Consider the following 17,964-nt stretch of genomic DNA (forward strand, 5'->3'; position numbering starts at 1 on the left):
AGCCGTCATGATCGGGCTTTGCGTCCTTCTGAGTTGGCGAGGCCTCAGAGTTTTGAGAGGCAATGACGTCGCGAGTCTGTCCCACGAGAGCCTCGAAGGCTCAGCGCGTCATGCCGGCCCTCTATGGCTCGGCTCATAACGAGTGCGTCACGCTAACGAGTGCGTTACGCGCCTAGTGACCCCAGAATCCAAAGTGCACCGCTTGTTGAGTCAGGGACAAAAACCGACAACAGGAGCGGCTAACATTAATCGTCTAAGATATATTATCGGAAAAATGTGTATGCAGCGCATCAGCGCGCGCGGCTTGCCTTGGAGAAACACCGAAGGCGCGGCGGTAAAGTCGCGCGAAGTGACTGAGATTGACATAGCCGACCTGCAGCGCCGCCTCGGTGACGCTGACGCCTTGCTCGATCAGGAGCGTTCGGGCGGCCTGCAGCCGCTGGTCTTGCAGGTAGCCGATCACGCCAACGCCAAAAAGTTGGCGGAACCCCTGTTTCAGCGTCTTCTCGCCAAGACCAATGCGGCGCGCCAGGACGGCGATGGTCCAGGGATGGACGAGATCGGCCCGCAGCAGCGCGGCGGCCTGCTCGACCTGACGTCGACGGCGCGCATCCAACCCTTCCTGGCGGACCGCCTCCCGCGACGCGATCATTTCCATCGAGAGCGTCAGGAACTCCAGAGCGCGGGCATCCAGCAGCAAATCATCGACATGATCGCCGCGAGCAATAGCATGCAACTGCTCGCCAACTTGGGCCAGGGCCGGCGTCACCGGAGCGGCGGCGACCCATATCCCGGGCCTGGACATGCAGTGGCGCGGATGCCGGGCGTCTAGCGCCATCAGGTCCTCAAGCCGCCCGAGACGGGCCAGGAAGGCGTGTGAGATCCGCAGCTCAACGAGTCGATAGCGGGCCCCGCCGGGCGCAGTCGAGCGGCCCTTCAACGTCCGCGTCGAGAAACTGGCGTACCAGGTCATGGGGCCATAGCCGACACTGAGGTCCGGGCCGTCGGCGTCTCCGAGGATGACGCCCTCCCCCCGCCCTTCGAACATCAAGGTCAAGGCCAGGCAAGGTTCGGACTTTATTTCCTGGGCGCTGGCCTCCAGCACCTCGACATCATGCGCCAGCACGTCCAACCCCTCACGGGCGGCGAAGCGTCGGCTAAAGCCGGCGACCGGAATCCGCTCCGCGAAGTACTGCGCTGCGGGCATGCCCACGCATGCGGCAAGATTCCGAGCCGCGTATTGAGCAAGGCGCCGCTCGCGAAGCTGAAAACGGCGGGGCAAAGCCGGTTTGGCGGCATCAGTGAGCATGAGCGATCTTAATTGCGAATAGTTCTCAAAGTCAATTATTCCCCGATCGCGGCTATCGGCGCCCCGATCCTGTTAGCCCCCTCTCGACGTCAGGCTTAAGCGCGGCCTCACGAGAAAGGCGCGCTGTCGGAGCGACGCCGGTCACCAGGAATTCGATATGACGTCGATCAAGCTCTGGCTGCTGAGCGCCAGCCTTTTGACGGGCCTTGGCGCGCAGGCCCATGCGGAAGCCACCGCCGGCTTCCAGTCCGAGGCGTTGATCGTCACCGCCAGCAAGCGAGCCCAGAGCCTTGAGTCGCTGAACGGCCAGGCCGTGGTGATACGCGGTGACGACATCGGCTTGTCTCGGGCGACGTCGGTCGATCAGCTGGGCGGGGTGATTGGCGACCTGACCGTTCGCCAGCGGGCCAGCAAGACCTATCTGAGCCTGACCTTGCGCGGCCAGTCGTCGGTCGACTTCTACAATCCGACGGTCCAGATTTATCTGGATGGCGTCCCTCAGGATCAGGCGACGTTCGGCCAAGCCCTGCCGCTAAATCTGCAGCAGGTCGAGGTCCTGTACGGCCCGCAGAGCACGCTCTATGGCCGTGGCGCGATGGGCGGGGTCATCAGCCTGGTCTCCAGCCCGCCGGACGGTCATACCGTCATTGCTCAGGGCGAGGTCGCCTCGCGTCTTCGCGCCGGATCGGCCCTGGCCAGCGTCGCCCTGGGCGGGTCGACGTTCCTGGAGCTCTCGGCCGGCTATCGCCAAGAGGATGGCGAATATCGTAGCCCGACGGACGGCTCGCGCCTGGGCGACAGCCGAAGCGTCAATGGCCGCGCCCGCCTACGCTTCGCCCCCGAGGGCGGCCCCGTCAGCGCACTGCTGACCCTTTCGCGCATGGATGTCCGCTCGACCGAGGAGCAGTACGTCCTGGCCTCCGATCTGCCGACCCGCACCGTTTATCCGGCCGACAGCCGTCATCGGCTGACCCATGACCTGGCCAGCCTTCGCCTAGATGCGGACCTGGGGCGGGCCAAGCTGACCTCGGTCACCGCTTACCAGGATCGCGACTATCAACGCACTGTGCTCAGCACCTTGAGTCCCGAAACCCAGAAGACTTTCACCCAGGAACTGCGCCTCAGCGATGAGGCGGCGATCGGTGGCGCGCTGTCCTATGTGGCGGGCCTGGCCTTCGAGCACACCGACTTCACCTTCGCCCGCCCCCAATACGCTCAGAGCGCGGCCCAGACGCTGAAGACCTACGCCGCGTTCGGCGAGGCGACCTACAAGCTGTCCGACCGCCTGGACGTTACGGGCGGCCTGCGCCTGGACCAGCACAGCGTGGAGGCCACCGCCGGTCAGGGCTCGCTGATCCTGGAAAGTGACAAGGACTTCCACAGCGTCTCGCCTAAACTGGCGGTTGGCTATCAGGTTCGCGAGGACACGCGGCTCTACGCCCAGGCCAGCAGCGGCTACAAGGCCGGCGGCTTCAGCCGGTTCGTCACGCCCGCGACGGTAGGCTTTTCCTACAAGCCCGAAAAGCTATGGAATCTGGAAGCGGGCCTGCGCGCCCGTCGGCTGGAAGACCGACTGCGCTTTACCGCCGCAGCCTATTTCACGCGTAGCGACGACTATCAGTACTATGTCGGCTTCGCCCCCAGTCAGTACCTGAGCAACGTGGGCAAGGTGGAGTCCAGGGGCGCCGAGGCGCGGCTGGACTGGGACGTCGACGCCGCCTGGCGGATCGAGACGCGGGTCGCCTACAACAAGGCCAAGTTCACCGACTATCATAACCCGACCAATCCGACCGCCAACCTGACGGGCAATATCCTGCCCTATGCGCCAAGCTGGACAGGACGGGCGGCCGTCACGCGGCGCGTGGCCCTGCCCGGCGCGCTCGGCGGGCTAGAGGCGCAGGTCGGCGTGAGCTATTCGGGCCGTTACTGGTTCGAGGAAACCAACACTCTTGGCCAGGCCGCCTTCGCGCTCTACGACGCGCGCCTCTCTTGGCGGCCGACGGACCGCTGGAGCCTCGACCTCTACGGCGAGAATCTGGGCGACAAGCTCTACGCGCCCTACGGCGTGGCCTTCGCCCCGGGGGTCAATGTCTATCAGGCGGGCCCAGGCCGCCAGGTCGGCCTTCGCGTCCGCGCGTCCTATTGAGGCTGATCATGCGTTTCTGGATCTGGGCGCACAAGTGGTCGAGCCTCATCTGCACCGCCTTCCTGCTGGTGCTCTGCGTAACCGGCCTGCCCTTGATCTTCCGGGGCGAGATCGACCACGCCTTGGGATATGGCGCGGGTGGTCAAGCCGAGGCTAGGCCGGCGCCGCTGGCGGCGATCGAGGCGGCCGCTCGAATCTCTCGCCCCCTTGGCAAAATCCACTTCCTGGTATGGGAGCCCGACAAGCCCGGCGTGATCACTCTGTCGATCGCGCCGCCGGGCGCTAAATCCTTCTTTGACAATGAGAACGTGCTGATCGACGCCGCCACGGCCAGCCCGCCATCGGGGGGAGATCGCGCCAGCCCCACCCAGTGGCTGATCGATCTGCACGGGACACTACTGCTCGGACCGATGGGGCCATTGGTGCTGGGCGTTCCAGCCGTCCTGTTCATCGTGGCCCTGGTCTCGGGGATCGTCATCTACGGTCCCTTCGCGCGCAAGGCCGGCTTCGCTCAAGTCCGCGTCGGCAGGACGAAGCGCACGGCATGGCTGGACCTGCACAACATGCTGGGCGCGGTCATCATGGCCTGGATGCTGGTAGTCGGCGCCACCGGCCTCATCAATACCTGGGGCGCCTCGATCATCCAGTTCTGGCAGATGAGCGAGCTTTCGACCTACGCCCAGCGCGGATCACCGCCGACAGGCAAGACGGCGTCGATAGACGCGATCGTCGCCGCGGGGCGCGCCCGCTTTCCCGACTACCAGCCCTACTTCGTCGCCTATCCGGGCTCGCTGATGGCTGGCGACCGGTTCCACGCCGTGTATCTGCGGGGGCCCGATGGACTGAAAGAGCACATCTTCCAGCCGGTCCTGGTCGACAGCGTCACCGCCCGCGTGATCGGCGCGCCTCGGCCGCCCTGGTATATTTCCGCCCTGGCCCTCTCCCAGCCGCTGCACTTTGGCGACTACGGCGGCGCGCCACTGAAGGTTATGTGGACGCTGCTGGATCTGGTGACCATCGCCGTGCTGATCAGTGGTCTGAAGTTGACCTTTTCCAAGGGCGGCAGGCGCCCGCGCAACATCAGCCCGGAGGTCCCCGCATGAAAAAGTCTCTCTTGCTGGCCGCCTTGCTGGCGGTCGCCATGCTCGCCGGACTTATCCTGGCGCTGCTTGGCGACGGAGCATGGGATGTCGTCGCCTATGTCCTGATCGCTCCAGCTCTGATTCTTGTCGCCCAGGTCTCGGCGAGGGCGATGCATGGCATGCGCGCTGCCACCACTCTCGAACAATCCCAACCAAGGCAATCGGCGAAGGAGACCTGACACCCCAAGCCGAACCCCGTTGGCTCTAGCCAGAATGTGCGTAAACAGGCGGCCAGAACGCGAACCGTCTCCGTTCGGTCAATCGTGACGTCGCGCTACAGATACGCCAATTGCTGCCGTGGCCAAGTCTCCAGGAAGGCGCGGACCGCCCAATCAACGGCGATGCGTGCGAGATCTCGGGAGACTGGCAGACCTCGCCGCCGAAAGGTCGGCGAGGTCATTTCCAGGAACGCCGCTATTAGAAGCTGGCGCGCACCACGAAGGTGTAGCGGCGGTCAGCCATGAACCACGAGCGACCGGTCTTCAGCAGATCGTTGTTCAGGATCTGCGTCGTCCGGATGGTCTCGTTCAGCAGGTTCACGCCCTGGACGCCGACCTTCACCTTGTCGTTGACGGTGTAGAAGAACGAGCCGTCCAGCTGGCCGGTCGCCTCGTTCATGATCGGGGCGTAGGGAATGATCACGTCGCGAACCGTCAGCAAGAAGTCCGAACGCCAGTTGTAGGCCAGGCGCGCCGAGATCTTCTTCTTCTCATAGATGAGCGCGAAGTTGGCGTTGTGCTTGGACAGGCCCTGCAGCGGCAGCTTGCTGGTGTCGACCGTGGCCACGCGGCCGGCGGCCACGTCGGGGTCGGTCGCCGACAGCGTGCTTTGCGGCACGCCCGAACTTTCGATGTAGCTGTAGTTGGCGTTGATCCCCAGGCCGTCGAAGGGCTTGGGCAGGAAGTCATAGAACTGCTGGTAACCGACCTCGAAGCCCTTGAGCTTGGCGGTCTGGTCCGAGTTGCCGGGGGTCGTCACCAACACGTTGAACGTGGCGCCGTTGTTGGTGAACGGCAGACGCGCGGTCGTGTTGGTCGCGACGTCGGTCATCTCCTTGTAGAACAGCGCGACGGTCAGCGAGCCGACCGGCGCGAAGTACCACTCGATAGAGGCGTCGATGTTCTTGGACTGGGTCGGCTTCAGGAACGGGTTGCCGACCGTGACGTTGCCCGTCGGCTGACCGTTGGTGATGCCGTCGTTGTTCGTGTTCAGAGACAGGTTGTAGTAGTTGCGGGTCAGGCCGATGTCGGGCGGCGTGATCGTCTTGGACAGGCCCAGGCGATATTGCAGGCCGTGCGGCGCCATGACCTTCAGGTTGAAGCTGGGCAGCCAGTACTCGAACGAGGCCTTGGCCGTGGTCTGCACTGTGGCCCCGTTCTGCCAGGCGCGCGCGGCGGCCCGAACCTGAGGCGTGAGCGTGCAGAAGGAAGACGGCGAGAACGGAGTCTTCGGTTCCGGCAGCGCCAGCCAGTCCGTGAGGGCCTTGGCGCAGTCGGCGTCGGTGGCCAGACTGGTCGAGATCGGGAAGGCCAGATAGCCCTGAGCCTTGCGATCGGTCTTGGTATAGCGCAAGCCGATATTGCCGCTGACGCGGTAGTCCCCGACATCGCCCTTGAAGCGCGTCATCAGGTAGGCTGACTGAGTCTTCTCGTTGACCGGGTTGATTTCCTGAGGACGGAAGGGCGTCCCCGCGGTGACGCCGCAACGCTGCGCCAGCGGGACCCAGTTCTGCGGGCAGCCGCCCGACAGGCGGTCGCGCCACTCATCGCCGACCAGCATGGCGAACTGCGACACGGCGCCGTAGTTGTCGACCAGGTTCTGCGAGAAGAAGAGGCGCGGCTGCGAGCCGGTCGGGACCGCCACCTTGCCTCGCAGGAAGTTATCGAACGCGACCGTCTCGACGTAGCGCTCGCTGGTCTCGCCGCCGGCCGTGGTGGGGTTGCCGTTGAGCTGATCGCTCATCCAGACCGGACCGCCGCTGCCCCAGATTTCGGACAGAACGCCCCAGTTGTAGGACGAGAAGCGGGTGGTCTGATCACGCTCGGCCCAGCGCACGCCGGCCTTCATCGAGTCGAACCAGCTATCGTCGTTGAACTTGTACTCGACGTCGAACTTGACCGCGTCTTCCGTGCCTTCGGACTGCTCAATGTGGTCCATCGCCGAGCGCCAGAAGTTGTTGTACGGGTTGCTGAACGAGTTGTTCGCACCGCGCAGATAGGTGGTGCAGCTGCCGTTGAAGGTGGTGCAGGTCGGCAGAGCCGTGCCGCTGGACGGCGCGGTGAACGACACCTCCGGCAAATCCTTGCCGTTCAAAGTGATCGCGGCGTTCTGGAACGACGAGCCCCACAGGCCCATGCTGATCGCGTCGACCTTGGAGTCGACGTGCTGGGCGTCGAACTGGAAGCCCCAATGCTCGTTCGGCGTCCACTTGAAGTTGAAGCCGTAGTCACTCGTTTCGTTGGTGTTGTTTTCGTCCCGGCGGACATTATTCGACTGCAGGCCATTGATCGGCGTGCGCGGATCCGAACCTGTCTGGTCGGAGCGCCAACCAGTGCCGCCGGTGATGATGCCGTTGGTAAAAATGCCGCTGTCATCGAAGGTGAAGGTGGTGCCGTCCGCCGGACGCGAGTCGCCGTTGCCAGCGACGTTGTCGGTGGCGATCTCGATGGCGTGTTCGGTCCACTTGGCGGTCGACTTCGAGCGTAGGTATTGGAACGCGGCCTGCATCGTGCCGTCGTTGCTCTTCCACTGGATGGCGGCGGCCTGGCCGTCGCGCTTGCGGTCGGTGGTGGTCGAGCGGAACGCCGCGCCGCGCGGGAACCAGACGCCGTTGCCGTTGGCGCAGGTGGCCACGGCGACGCCGAGGTTGGTGCGGCAGCCGAAGTTCGAAACCTGGATGGCGTCACTGCGGGTCGTCAGGCGCGAGCTGACGAGGCTGCCCAGAATGCCGATCTCGCCGAACTTGGTGTCGAAGCGATTGCTGTACAGGCCCGAAATCGTCGGCTTCCACTGCTTGGACATGTCGCCATAGCTGTTCTCTATCGAGAGCGACTTGACCTCGCCCTTATTGTCGAACGGCAGGCGCGTGCGCAGGTTCACCGTGCCCGAGATGCCCCCCTCGATCATGTCGGCAGAGGGGCTCTTGAACACGTCCACGCCGCCCATCAGCTCGGACGGAACGTCGGCGAAACTTAGGATGCGGCCGTTGTTGGCGGTGAAGGTGTCGCGCCCGTTCAGCTCCGAACGGACGAAGTTCAGGCCGCGAACCACGACGCCCGAACCTTCGACCGAGAAGTGGTCTGGATCAGTGCCTGCGGCGAAACGGTTGATCGAAACGCCGGGCACACGCGACAGCGCTTCGGTCACGGACCGGTCCGGCAGCGCGCCGATGTCTTCGGCGGTGATCGAATCGCCGATGATTTCCGACGACTGTTTCAACTGCTGGCTGCTCTTCAGGCTCTGCCGGATGCTGGTGACGATCACCGCATCGACGACCTGATCGCCTTCCGCCTTGGCCGCCGTCTGCGCCATGGCCGGCACGCCGAACACCAAGGCGCCGAGCACAAGGGCGGAAGCCCCATATTTCAGATTATTGCTGATGGATTCACGTCCGCCGGCAGCGGACAGCCTGTTGGCTGCGCCCATAGTTCCCTCCCCTAATCGTTTCTCAGCAACGCGTGAGCGCCACCACTGGTCATGTTACCGTGACCATTTTGGTCAGGTCACACGACTGACGACCGGCCGTCAAGCGTTGTCATGCAAGTCCGGCTCGTTTAGCCAAGAGGAATGGGAGCGCTATCATCGGGGGTCTGCGGGCGCTTAGCCGACCTGACGTCCCCTGGTTGCCTCCCCTTCCGTGGCCTGACCACGCGAACCGGATTCTCGATGTCCGGGTGAAATAACGATTACAGCGCGAGACAGCGTTGTCAATTAACCAGGTTGCGCTGCTGCTAAAGTGTCGGCGAAATCATGGCGGGGAGGAAACAACGATGACGCCGAAGGTCATTCGCGCAACACAGACAGCCCTTGTGCTTGCTGATCCGTCTGGCGGCGCCGCTTCACGTCGGCGCCGCGCGCGCCTTAAGCGGCGCCCATGACCTCTGTGCGTAAGATCGTGATTATCGGCGGCGGCACGGCGGGCTGGATGAGCGCGGCCGGCCTAGCGGCTGTCTTGAAGGGCCTGCCGGTCACGATCGAGCTTGTCGAGTCCGCGGAGATCGGCACGGTGGGCGTGGGCGAAGCCACGGTGCCTCACATCCGCGACTACAACGCTCGCCTGGGCCTGGACGAGGCTGACTTCATGCGGCGCACCCAGGCCACCTACAAGCTGGGCATCGAGTTTCGAGACTGGGGCCGCAGAGGCGAGAGCTACATCCATCCGTTCGGCGCCTACGGCCACACGATTGGCGGTGTCCCCTTCCACCAGCACTGGCTGCGAGCGCGCGCTCACGCCGAGGCGGCCGGCCAATCGTTCGATCCTATCGAGCGCTATAGCCTGCCGATCATGGCCAGCCGCGCGGGCAAGTTCGCCCCGCCGGCGAGCGACCCCCGCTCGCTGGGCTCGACCTACAACTACGCCTATCAGTTCGACGCGGCCCTATACGCCCTCTATCTGCGCGACTATTCAGAGGCGCGCGGCGTCACGCGCACCGAGGGCAAGATCGTCGCCGTGGACCAGCGTCCGGAGGACGGCTTTGTCACCGCCGTGACGCTGGAGGACGGTCGGCGGATCGAGGGTGAGCTGTTCGTCGATTGCTCGGGCTTCCGGGGCTTGCTGATCGAGCAAACCTTGAAAGCCGGCTACGACGACTGGACCCACTGGCTGCCCTGCGACCGCGCCGTAGCCGTCCCTTGCGCCTCGGTCGAGCCGCCGGTTCCTTACACTCGCGCCACATCCGACCAGTGTGGTTGGCGCTGGCGCATCCCGCTGCAGCATCGCGTGGGCAACGGCTATGTCTATTGCTCCGGCTATATCGAAGACGACGAGGCCGCCCACGTCCTGCTGTCCAAGCTGGACGGCCAAGCCCAGGCCGAGCCCCGCGTACTGCGCTTCGTCACAGGACGACGACGCAAGGCCTGGCTGAAAAACGTCGTGGCGATCGGGCTTTCGTCCGGCTTTCTGGAGCCGCTGGAGAGCACCTCGATCCATCTGATCCAGGTCGGGATCTCGACCTTGCTGGAGCTGTTTCCGAACAGCGGTTGCGAGGCCGCCGACCAGGACGAATACAACCGCGTCATGGTGCTGGAGTTCGAGCGCGTCCGCGACTTCCTCATCCTGCACTACCACGCCAACCAACGGACGGACTCGGCCTTCTGGAACGACCGGCGGACCGCGCCAATCCCCGAAAGCTTGGCCTACAAGCTGGCGCTGTTCCGCGAGCGCGGCGCCGTGGTCGCCTACAAGGACGGGTTCTTCAAGGAACCCTCCTGGCTGTCGGTCTATCTGGGCCAGAACGTCATTCCGAGCGGCCTTGATCCTCTGGTCGAGGCGGTCCCTACCGTCGACTCCGCGCGCGTCATGGCCGAGTTGAAAGCCGCCGTGGCCCGCGCGGTTCAGGCCATGCCATCGCATGAGGCTTTCCTACGGTCGCTGGTCGGCCCGAGAGTTCCGGCATGAAGCGCGTGCTGATCAGCGGCGGCGGCGTAGAGGCCTGGATGACGGGCGCGGCGCTCGCGACGGCGGGCCGAGGCGTCCTTGAGGTCCAGGTGGCGGATCAGGGTCGGAGGCCCGAAGGGCGTATTGCCGCCCTGCCCGCTCTGCGCGGTCTGCACGCGCGCCTGGGGATTTCCGATGAGAGCCTAGCCAGTGAGGCCGGCGCCAGACCGCGCTTGGGCGCGCGCTACAACGATATGCTCGAGCCGTTCGGCCAGACCGGCGCGGCTCTGGACGGCGTGGCTTTTCATCACCACTGGCGCGCTGCTGGAAAACCGGCCGCGCTGGAGGCTTGGAGCCTCGCCGCCCAGGCTGCCTCTCGGGGCCGTTTCACACCAGGGAGCGCCGACCCCCGCTCGCCGCTGTCGACCCTGGACCATGGTCTAACGCTGGACGCAGCCGCCTATGCCGATCTGCTGAAAGCCGTCGCGCTGAAGGCTGGAGCGGAAATCGCGCCGACCAACGCCCACGTCGAGGTCATCATCGACACCGCCGCGACGTCCCCTGGAGATGACTGGATCGACTGGAGCGCCTGGCTAAGCACGGGCCGGCGGCTCGCCGACGACACAGGATTGGTCTCGACGTTCGAGCCCGCGCCCCTGAGCGCCGGCCGCCGAACGCACGCGGTGAGCGGGAACCGCGTCGCCATCGGCGCGGCCTACGCCGCCTTCGGGGCCGGAGACGGCGGTGACCTGCATCTTTTGCAAGGCGCAATCGCCCGGCTGATCAGCCTCTTCCCCGACACGCCCGCCGCAGCCGCGGAGTTCGAGCGCTTGTCGGCCGCTTCGGCCGAGCGCGCCCGCGACATGGCCATCCTGCGCTGGGGCGACCTTTCGGCGCCGCCAGAGGAGCTGGCCTGGAAGATCGCTCAGTTCGAAAGCCGAGGACGCGTGGTGATGTACGACGAGGAAGTCTGGCCAGAGAGCGCCTTCGTCCACGCCTTTCTAGCGCGCGGGATCACGCCGCGTCGCACCGATCCTCTGGCCCTGCGCCAGCCGCCCGAGCGCGTCCGAGACCTGCTGGAGCGGATGCGGCGCGTGCTGGAACAGACGGCGGAGGCGATGCCGCGTGCCTAGACCATCCGGAGCGTCCCGATGACCGCCTCCATCCGCGAAGTTCTGATCATTGGCGGCGGAACGGCCGGCTGGATGACGGCTGCGGCCCTGGCCAAGGCTCTGCCGCCCGGCGTGCGCGTGCGCCTTGTCGAGTCCGAGCAGATCGGCACGGTCGGGGTCGGCGAGGCCACCATCCCGCCGATCAACACCTTCAACCAGGTGCTGGGCCTGGACGAGGCCGACTTCATGCGGGCCACCAAGGCCAGCTTCAAGCTGGCCATCGAGTTTGTCGGCTGGATGGGCGAGGGCCACCGCTACCTGCACCCGTTCGGAAATTTCGGCCTGGATATTGAGGCCTTGAAGTTCCATCAGGCCTGGCTGCGGGCCTTGCACGAGGGCTGGGCGCCGCCGATCGACGCGTTCAACCTGTCCGCCCAGGCCTCGCACCTGAAGCGCTACGCCCCGCCCGCCCGTGATCCGGGCCAGGTGCTGTCGAGCCTGAAATACGCTTTCCACTTCGACGCTGGGCTCTACGCCAGATACCTGCGCGCCTATGCCGAGCAGCGAGGCGTCATCCGGATCGAGGGCAAGGTCGCCGAGGTGCGCCAGCATGGCGAAACCGGCTTCGTCACCGGCGTGGCGCTTGAGAGCGGTCAGGCGCTCGAAGCCGAGCTCTTCATCGACTGCTCGGGCTTCCGGGGTCTGCTGATCGAGCAGGCGCTGCAGGCCGGCTATGACGACTGGAGCCATTGGCTGCCCAATGACCGGGCCGTGGCCCTGCCCTGCGTGACTGGCGGCGATGGCCTGACTCCCTACACTCGCGCAACCGCCGACGCCGCCGGCTGGCGCTGGCGGATCCCGCTGCAGCACCGGACCGGCAACGGCTATGTCTATTCCAGCAAGCACATCAGCGACGACGAGGCGCTGAGCCGTCTGCGCGCCACCGTGGATGGCGAGCCGCTGGGCGAGCCGAATTTCCTGAGGTTCCAGGCCGGTCGCCGCAAGCAGGCCTGGGTCAAGAACGTAGTGGCCATCGGCCTGTCCTCGGGCTTCCTGGAGCCGCTGGAAAGCACCTCGATTCACCTGATCCAGGCCGGGATCACCAAGCTACTCGCCCTATTCCCGCACACGGGCTTCGATCCAGTTGAGATCGCCGAGTACAATCGGCTGACCGCCCTGCAGGTCGAGCTGATCCGCGACTTCATCATCCTGCACTTCAAGGCCAACGGCCGCGACGAACCCTATTGGCGCGACGCCCGAGCGATGGCGATCCCCCAGAGCCTCCAACATAAGATCGAGCTGTTCGCCGCGTCCGGACGACTGTTCGTCTCGGACTATGACCTTTTCGCCGAGGCCAGCTGGATCGCCGTGCTGCTAGGTCAGGGCGTCGTTCCGCGCCGCCACGACCCGCTGGTCGACGCCCTTGAGACCGACGCTCTCAAGGCGCAGCTCTCGCGCCTAGCGGGCCTGATCCGCCAGACGGCCGAAGCCCTCCCGCCTCACGAAGCCTTCATCGCCCGCTACTGCGCCGCTAGAGATCCTGCATGACCGAGAACAACCGCCTGCGCCGTGTCGTGATCGTCGGCGGCGGCACCGCCGGCTGGATGACCGCCGCTGCGCTCGGCCGCTTCCTGAAGGACGGCCATACCCGCGTGACCCTTGTCGAGTCAGAGGCCATCGGCACGGTTGGGGTCGGCGAGTCGACGATCCCCCAGATCAACATGTTCAACCGCATGCTGGGCCTCGACGAGAACGACTTCGTCCGCAAGACCAAGGCCACCTTCAAGCTGGGCATCGACTTCGTCGACTGGCTGGAAATCGGTCAGGCCTATCACCACCCATTCGGCCCCTATGGCGTCGACATGGAGGGCGTGTCGTTCCACGCCTACTGGCTGAAAGCCCGGGCGCTGGGTCTCGAGGACGACCTGGGCGCCTACAGCCTGCAGACCGTGGGCGCGCGCCAGAGCAAGTTCATGCGGCCCAACGGCCAAGCCAACTCGCCGCTGGGCCAGATCGCCTACGCCTTCCAGTTCGACGCGGGCCTCTACGCCCGCTTCCTGCGCGACTACGCCGAGGCGCGCGGCGTGACCCGCCAGGAGGGCCGGATCCAGACGGTCCAGCAAGACGGCGAGACCGGCTTTGTCACCTCGGTCATGCTGGAGAGCGGCCAGGTGATCGAGGGCGATCTCTTCATCGACTGCTCGGGCTTCCGGGGCCTCTTGATCGAACAGACTCTGAAGGCCGGTTACGAGGACTGGCGCCCGTGGTTGCTGAACGACCGCGCCGTGGCCGTTCCTTGCGCGCTGGGGGCTCGATGGCGCCGGTGACGCGAGCGACGGCTCGGCCGCACGGCTGGCAGTGGCGCATCCCGCTGCAGCACCGCCTGGGCAACGGCTACGCCTTTTCCAGCGACCATGTCAGCGAGGATGAAGCCACGGCCTATCTGCTCTCACATCTGGACGGTCAGCCGCTGGCCGAGCCGAACCTGATACGCTTCACCGCCGGTCGCCGTAAGAAGAGCTGGCTCAAGAACGTCGTGGCCATCGGCCTCTCCGCCGGCTTCATGGAGCCGCTGGAAAGCCAGTCGATCCACCTGATCCAGGTGGGCATATCGCGCCTTATGGCCCACTTCCCCGACCGCGCGTTCCGCCAGGCCGACATCGACCGCTACAACCGGGTCATGACCTTCGAGTACGAGAAGATCCGGGACTTTCTGATCCTGCACTTCAAGGCCACACGCCGGAACGACACGCCCTACTGGGACTATCTGCGCGAGATGCCCGTCCCCGAGTACCTGGCCGATAAGATCGACCTCTTCAGGGGCTCGGGCCGCGTGTTTCGCGAGAACGAGGAGCTGTTCAACGACACCTCGTGGTTCGCGGTATTCATCGGCCAAGGCATCCTCCCGCAGGCCTGGGATCCGATGGCCGACACCATGGACGAGGGGGTATTCAAAGCGCGGATGGCCGAGATCAAGGCCGTGATCGCCCGCTCGGCGGAGGTCATGCCCGACCACATGGACTTCATTGGCCAGAACTGCGCGGCGGCGTGAGGCGGGCTTGACGCCAAGCTGGCCAGCCACAAGAACAGCGTTTCTCTGAGCCGTCTTATTCAGACCGGCGTCACGGGCGACTTTCGGGAGACGAGCGAGATTGGCGAGACATTCAGGAGCCATTCGCGGTCCCACCATCATTGATGTCGCGGCCGTGGCTGGCGTGTCGGCCATGACGGTGTCGCGCGTGATCAACGACCGCCCCGGCGTCGGTCAGAAGACCCGCCTGGCGGTCAATGAGGCCATTCGCACGCTGGGCTACACGCCGAATGTCGCGGCGCGCAGCCTGGTGACGTCAACCGAACTGCGGATCGGAGTCGTCTACTCCAATCCCAGCGCCGCCTTCATGAGCGACTTCCTGACCGGCGTCTTCGAGGAGGCCTCAATCCGAGGCGCGCGCTTGATCCTGCTCAAGGGCGGCGAAGGCGGGCGCCCACCCAGCGCGGCGGAGCTGGAGGCCTTGGCGGAATCCGGAATTCGCGGCGTCATTCTCGCGCCGCCGCTGGGGGAGTCGTCGGTGGTCCTGGAGGCGCTCGGCAACGCCGGCCTCCCCATGGCGGCGGTGGGCGCCTATGATGTCCAGGGCGCGATCTCGGTTCGGATCGACGATCACCTCGCGGCCTATGAGATGACCCGCGCGCTACTCCGCCTCGGCCATCGGCATCTGGGCTTCATCCTCGGCAATCCGAACCAGGCCGCCAGCGCCCGGCGCTTGGCGGGCTTTCAGGACGCGGTCCGGGAGATCGACGGCGCGACGACCGTCATCGCCCAAGGCGATTTCAGCTTCGCCTCGGGCCTGGCGGCGGCGGAACAGCTGCTGGACAGCCACACACCGCCAACGGCCATCTTCGCCAGCAACGACGACATGGCCGCCGCGGCCGTCTCGGTCGCGCACCGTCGGCATCTGGACGTGCCGCGCGAATTGACCGTTGTCGGCTTCGACGACACGCCGGCTGCAGTGACGCTATGGCCGCCGCTAACCACCGTACATCAGCCGGTCCGCAAGCTGGCCGCCGAAGCGCTGAGCCTTTTGACGGCCGAGATCGCCAAGCCCGTGCCGGATGGCCAAGGCGCCAGCGAGCACGTTCTCGATCACGAGATCATCGCGCGCCAATCGACGGCCGCCCCCCTTGCCTCCTAGACACCGCCAAGGTCCACCCATGTCGGGGTACACGGGCGTGGCGTCATACGCCGACTTGTGGGCGGGAAGCGGTGTCGGGATGGCGGCCATACCGGGCCTGAAACCCGAGATCTAAGCCAACTCCCTGGGGATGGTCCCGCTGGAAGCCTCAAACAGTCTGACAACTTGCCAAGCCTCGTGCGGTTGCGCTTATAGAACCTCGAACGCCGCCAGGAGTCTGACGCATGCCGACCGAAGAGCCTGAGACCAAGTCGATCCCCAAGTCGACGAGAGGCTCGGGTCGGCGTCTGCGCGGCGCGGTCGCGCACTATCTGGGCACAGCCATCGTCTCCGGCCAGATCGCGCCCGGCGAGAAGCTGACGGGCGAGATCGCCAACGCCGAGGCGCTGGACGTCTCGCGCAGCGCCTATCGCGAGGCCGTTCAGGTGCTGACCGCCAAGGGCTTGGTCGAGAGCCGGCCCAAGGCCGGCACGCGGGTGCTGCCACGCAGTCGCTGGAACATCTTGGACCCCACCGTCCTGGCGTGGGCCTTCTCGGCCGAGCCTGATGTCAGCTTCGTGAGGGACCTCTTCGAACTCCGATCGGTCGTGGAGCCCGCCGCCGCGCGCTTCGCCGCGGAGCGCCGCGACAAGGACGACATCAAGGCCATGAAGGACGCCTTGGCCGGCATGCGTCGCCACACCCTGGCGACCGAAGCTGGCCGCGCGGCTGACAAGGCCTTCCATGACGCTCTGCTGCGCGCCACCCACAACGACGCGATGATCGCGCTCAGCGCCAGCATCAGCGCTGCGGTCAGCTGGACGACGGAGTTCAAGCAGCGTTCCCGCGCCCTGCCCCGCGATCCGGTGCCAGATCACGCAAAGGTCTGCGACGCGATCGCCGCCGGCGATCCCGAGGCGGCCAGCGCGGCCATGCAGACCCTGGTCGAGCTTGCCCTCGAGGACACCCGTTCGGTGATGTGAGCGCTAGGGCGTGCTCAGATAGCCGCGCATGGCCAACCAGCGCGCATAGGCGTCGAACCGGCCGGGTCGGCCGCCTCTCTTGCCAAAGAGCCCCATAGCGTTCTCGCTCCCAGGGTTTTTGTTCGGCCACTTATTACGCGGCCCGAAATTACTCCTACAAATTCCCGATCAGCGGTCACGACGACTGTTGGCGTTCCCATGAGTTATGGCGGCGCAAGGCCGTCAATTTGACTCTAGCCGCCGGTCAGGTCGCCAAGCGTCCAGTCGATAACGTCGCCTTCGTAGGCGTTGGTACCTCGCCCAATGGCGCCGATGGCCGCGCTCATGACGCCGCCCCGCTTCAGGATATCGTCGGCCAGGGAAATCATCAGCGGGTTCGGGGTGGCCTTGGGCGACGTCGCGCGAAGTCGTTGCGCGATGGCGTGCTCATCGCCAGCAGCCCCCGCCGCGCAGGCCAGGATATAGGCGGCCGCCGGAGACCGGCTGACGCCGGCGAAACAGTGAACGAGCAATGTCGCCTCGGCCGGCATGGCGCGCCCAAGGTCGATGATCGCCTGGACGGTCCCAAGGCTCGGCGCGATCAGGCCTGGCCTTGGCGCGGCGATGTCGTTGAAGCGCAGAACAGTGGTCGCGATCGAGCGCGGCCCGACCTCCACGTCAGGCGAGACCAGGGTCAGGACATGATCCACGCGCGCGCCAGCCAATAGCGCATCGACGGCGGAGCCTGGGCAGACGATCAGCCTCATGCCAGCGCCGCCAGGCCAAGCAGGAAACCGACCTCGAAGACCTGTTCGACCGAGCCGAGAACATCGCCGGTATGACCGCCGATCAACCGCACCGCTGTTCTGACCAACACCAGCGCCGCGACGACGCCCAGCGCCAGACCTAGCCCGACGGCGGGCGCGGGTAGAAGCAGCAGAGGCCAGGCCGCGATGATGAGGGCGGCGATCACCTCGCCCGTTCGAACGCCCATCGGTGTCGGCTTCCATTTGCCGGCCTCGCCAGAGGGCGCATAGGGCGTAACCCGCATGACCACGACAGCCGCCGCCCGGCCCACGCCATGGGCCGCCAAAAGCGCCAAGGCGCCGACCTCGACAGACAAGGTCCCCAGCACGGCGACCTTCAGACCCAAAGCGACCGCAAGGGCGCAGACGCCGTAGGTCCCAATGCGACTGTCCTTCATGATCTCCAGCCGACGCTGCGCCGTCTGGCCGCCACCCAGGCCATCGGCTGTATCGGCGAGCCCGTCCTCGTGGAAGGCGCCGGTTGTCAGCAGGCCAACACCGACGGCCAGCATCGCCGCCACGCCCGAGCCCCAGAGCGAGTATCCCAGGAAGAAGGCGCCGGCGGAGATCGCGCCAACACCCTGACCAACCAGAGGAAAATACCGCGTGGCTCGCGTGATCCAGTCGGCCTGGAAGTCTTTGAGCGGAGGCGTCGGAATCCGCGTCAGGAACTGGACGGCGCAGAGCAGCAGTCGGGCCTGTAAACGAAGCCAGCCCAT

The 17,964-nt window shown here is 65.7% G+C and carries 12 protein-coding genes and 1 pseudogene; 9 read left to right on the forward strand and 4 right to left on the reverse strand.

Annotated elements, in window-relative coordinates:
- Positions 1 to 253: 253 nt before the first annotated feature.
- Complete coding sequence (locus CSW59_RS01025; protein WP_161495006.1) at positions 254 to 1,207, reverse strand: AraC family transcriptional regulator; 954 nt, start codon at positions 1,205 to 1,207, stop codon at positions 254 to 256.
- Between the two features lie 259 nt (positions 1,208 to 1,466).
- Here CSW59_RS01025 and CSW59_RS01030 point away from each other — a divergent pair, with 259 nt between their 5' ends.
- Genes CSW59_RS01030 through CSW59_RS01040 form a run of 3 tightly spaced genes read left to right on the forward strand, consistent with a single transcriptional unit; the run spans position 1,467 to position 4,776 of the window.
- Positions 1,467 to 3,455 carry a TonB-dependent receptor gene (locus CSW59_RS01030; RefSeq protein WP_099442298.1) on the forward strand — a complete coding sequence of 663 codons (1,989 nt, stop codon included), beginning with the start codon at positions 1,467 to 1,469 and terminating at the stop codon, positions 3,453 to 3,455.
- An 8-nt stretch (positions 3,456 to 3,463) separates the two neighbouring features.
- The gene (locus CSW59_RS01035) at positions 3,464 to 4,558 is read left to right on the forward strand and encodes a PepSY domain-containing protein (RefSeq protein ID WP_099442299.1); all 1,095 of its coding nucleotides are present in this window, start codon (positions 3,464 to 3,466) and stop codon (positions 4,556 to 4,558) included.
- Complete coding sequence (locus CSW59_RS01040; RefSeq protein ID WP_099442300.1) at positions 4,555 to 4,776, forward strand: hypothetical protein; 222 nt, start codon at positions 4,555 to 4,557, stop codon at positions 4,774 to 4,776. Before CSW59_RS01035 ends, CSW59_RS01040 begins: the two co-directional genes overlap by 4 nt.
- Before the next feature lie 238 nt (positions 4,777 to 5,014).
- Here the strand turns inward: CSW59_RS01040 and CSW59_RS01045 are convergent, their stop codons facing one another.
- Complete coding sequence (locus tag CSW59_RS01045; RefSeq protein ID WP_099442301.1) at positions 5,015 to 8,242, reverse strand: TonB-dependent receptor; 3,228 nt, start codon at positions 8,240 to 8,242, stop codon at positions 5,015 to 5,017.
- 448 nt (positions 8,243 to 8,690) lie between these two features.
- Between CSW59_RS01045 and CSW59_RS01050 the strand changes: the two genes are divergently transcribed.
- The 6 genes and pseudogenes from CSW59_RS01050 (at position 8,691) to CSW59_RS01075 (ending at position 16,460) form a co-directional block, all read left to right on the forward strand.
- Entirely contained in the window at positions 8,691 to 10,214 is a 1,524-nt protein-coding gene (locus CSW59_RS01050) for a tryptophan halogenase family protein (protein WP_099442302.1), read from the forward strand.
- The gene (locus CSW59_RS01055; RefSeq protein WP_099442303.1) at positions 10,211 to 11,326 is read left to right on the forward strand and encodes a tryptophan 7-halogenase; all 1,116 of its coding nucleotides are present in this window, start codon (positions 10,211 to 10,213) and stop codon (positions 11,324 to 11,326) included. The genes CSW59_RS01050 and CSW59_RS01055 overlap by 4 nt, the downstream gene beginning before the upstream one ends.
- 18 nt (positions 11,327 to 11,344) lie before the next feature.
- Positions 11,345 to 12,853: a tryptophan halogenase family protein gene (locus tag CSW59_RS01060; protein WP_099442304.1), complete on the forward strand. Its 1,509-nt coding sequence runs from the start codon at positions 11,345 to 11,347 to the stop codon at positions 12,851 to 12,853.
- Positions 12,850 to 14,357 (forward strand): annotated as a pseudogene (locus tag CSW59_RS01065) (tryptophan halogenase family protein). Before CSW59_RS01060 ends, CSW59_RS01065 begins: the two are co-directional and overlap by 4 nt.
- A 100-nt stretch (positions 14,358 to 14,457) precedes the next feature.
- Entirely contained in the window at positions 14,458 to 15,498 is a 1,041-nt protein-coding gene (locus CSW59_RS01070; protein WP_099442305.1) for a LacI family DNA-binding transcriptional regulator, read from the forward strand.
- A 224-nt stretch (positions 15,499 to 15,722) separates the two neighbouring features.
- The gene (locus CSW59_RS01075; protein ID WP_099442306.1) at positions 15,723 to 16,460 is read left to right on the forward strand and encodes a FadR/GntR family transcriptional regulator; all 738 of its coding nucleotides are present in this window, start codon (positions 15,723 to 15,725) and stop codon (positions 16,458 to 16,460) included.
- Between the two features lie 233 nt (positions 16,461 to 16,693).
- On the opposite strand, the gene CSW59_RS01080 is transcribed toward CSW59_RS01075, so the two are convergent.
- Positions 16,694 to 17,206: a tyrosine phosphatase family protein gene (locus CSW59_RS01080; RefSeq protein WP_201722692.1), complete on the reverse strand. Its 513-nt coding sequence runs from the start codon at positions 17,204 to 17,206 to the stop codon at positions 16,694 to 16,696.
- A complete protein-coding gene (gene cobS / locus CSW59_RS01085) occupies positions 17,203 to 17,964 on the reverse strand; it encodes an adenosylcobinamide-GDP ribazoletransferase (RefSeq protein WP_099442307.1) in 762 nt (253 codons plus the stop codon). The genes CSW59_RS01080 and cobS overlap by 4 nt, the downstream gene beginning before the upstream one ends.

This window comes from Caulobacter sp. BP25 (assembly GCF_002737755.1).
Lineage (GTDB): Bacteria > Pseudomonadota > Alphaproteobacteria > Caulobacterales > Caulobacteraceae > Caulobacter.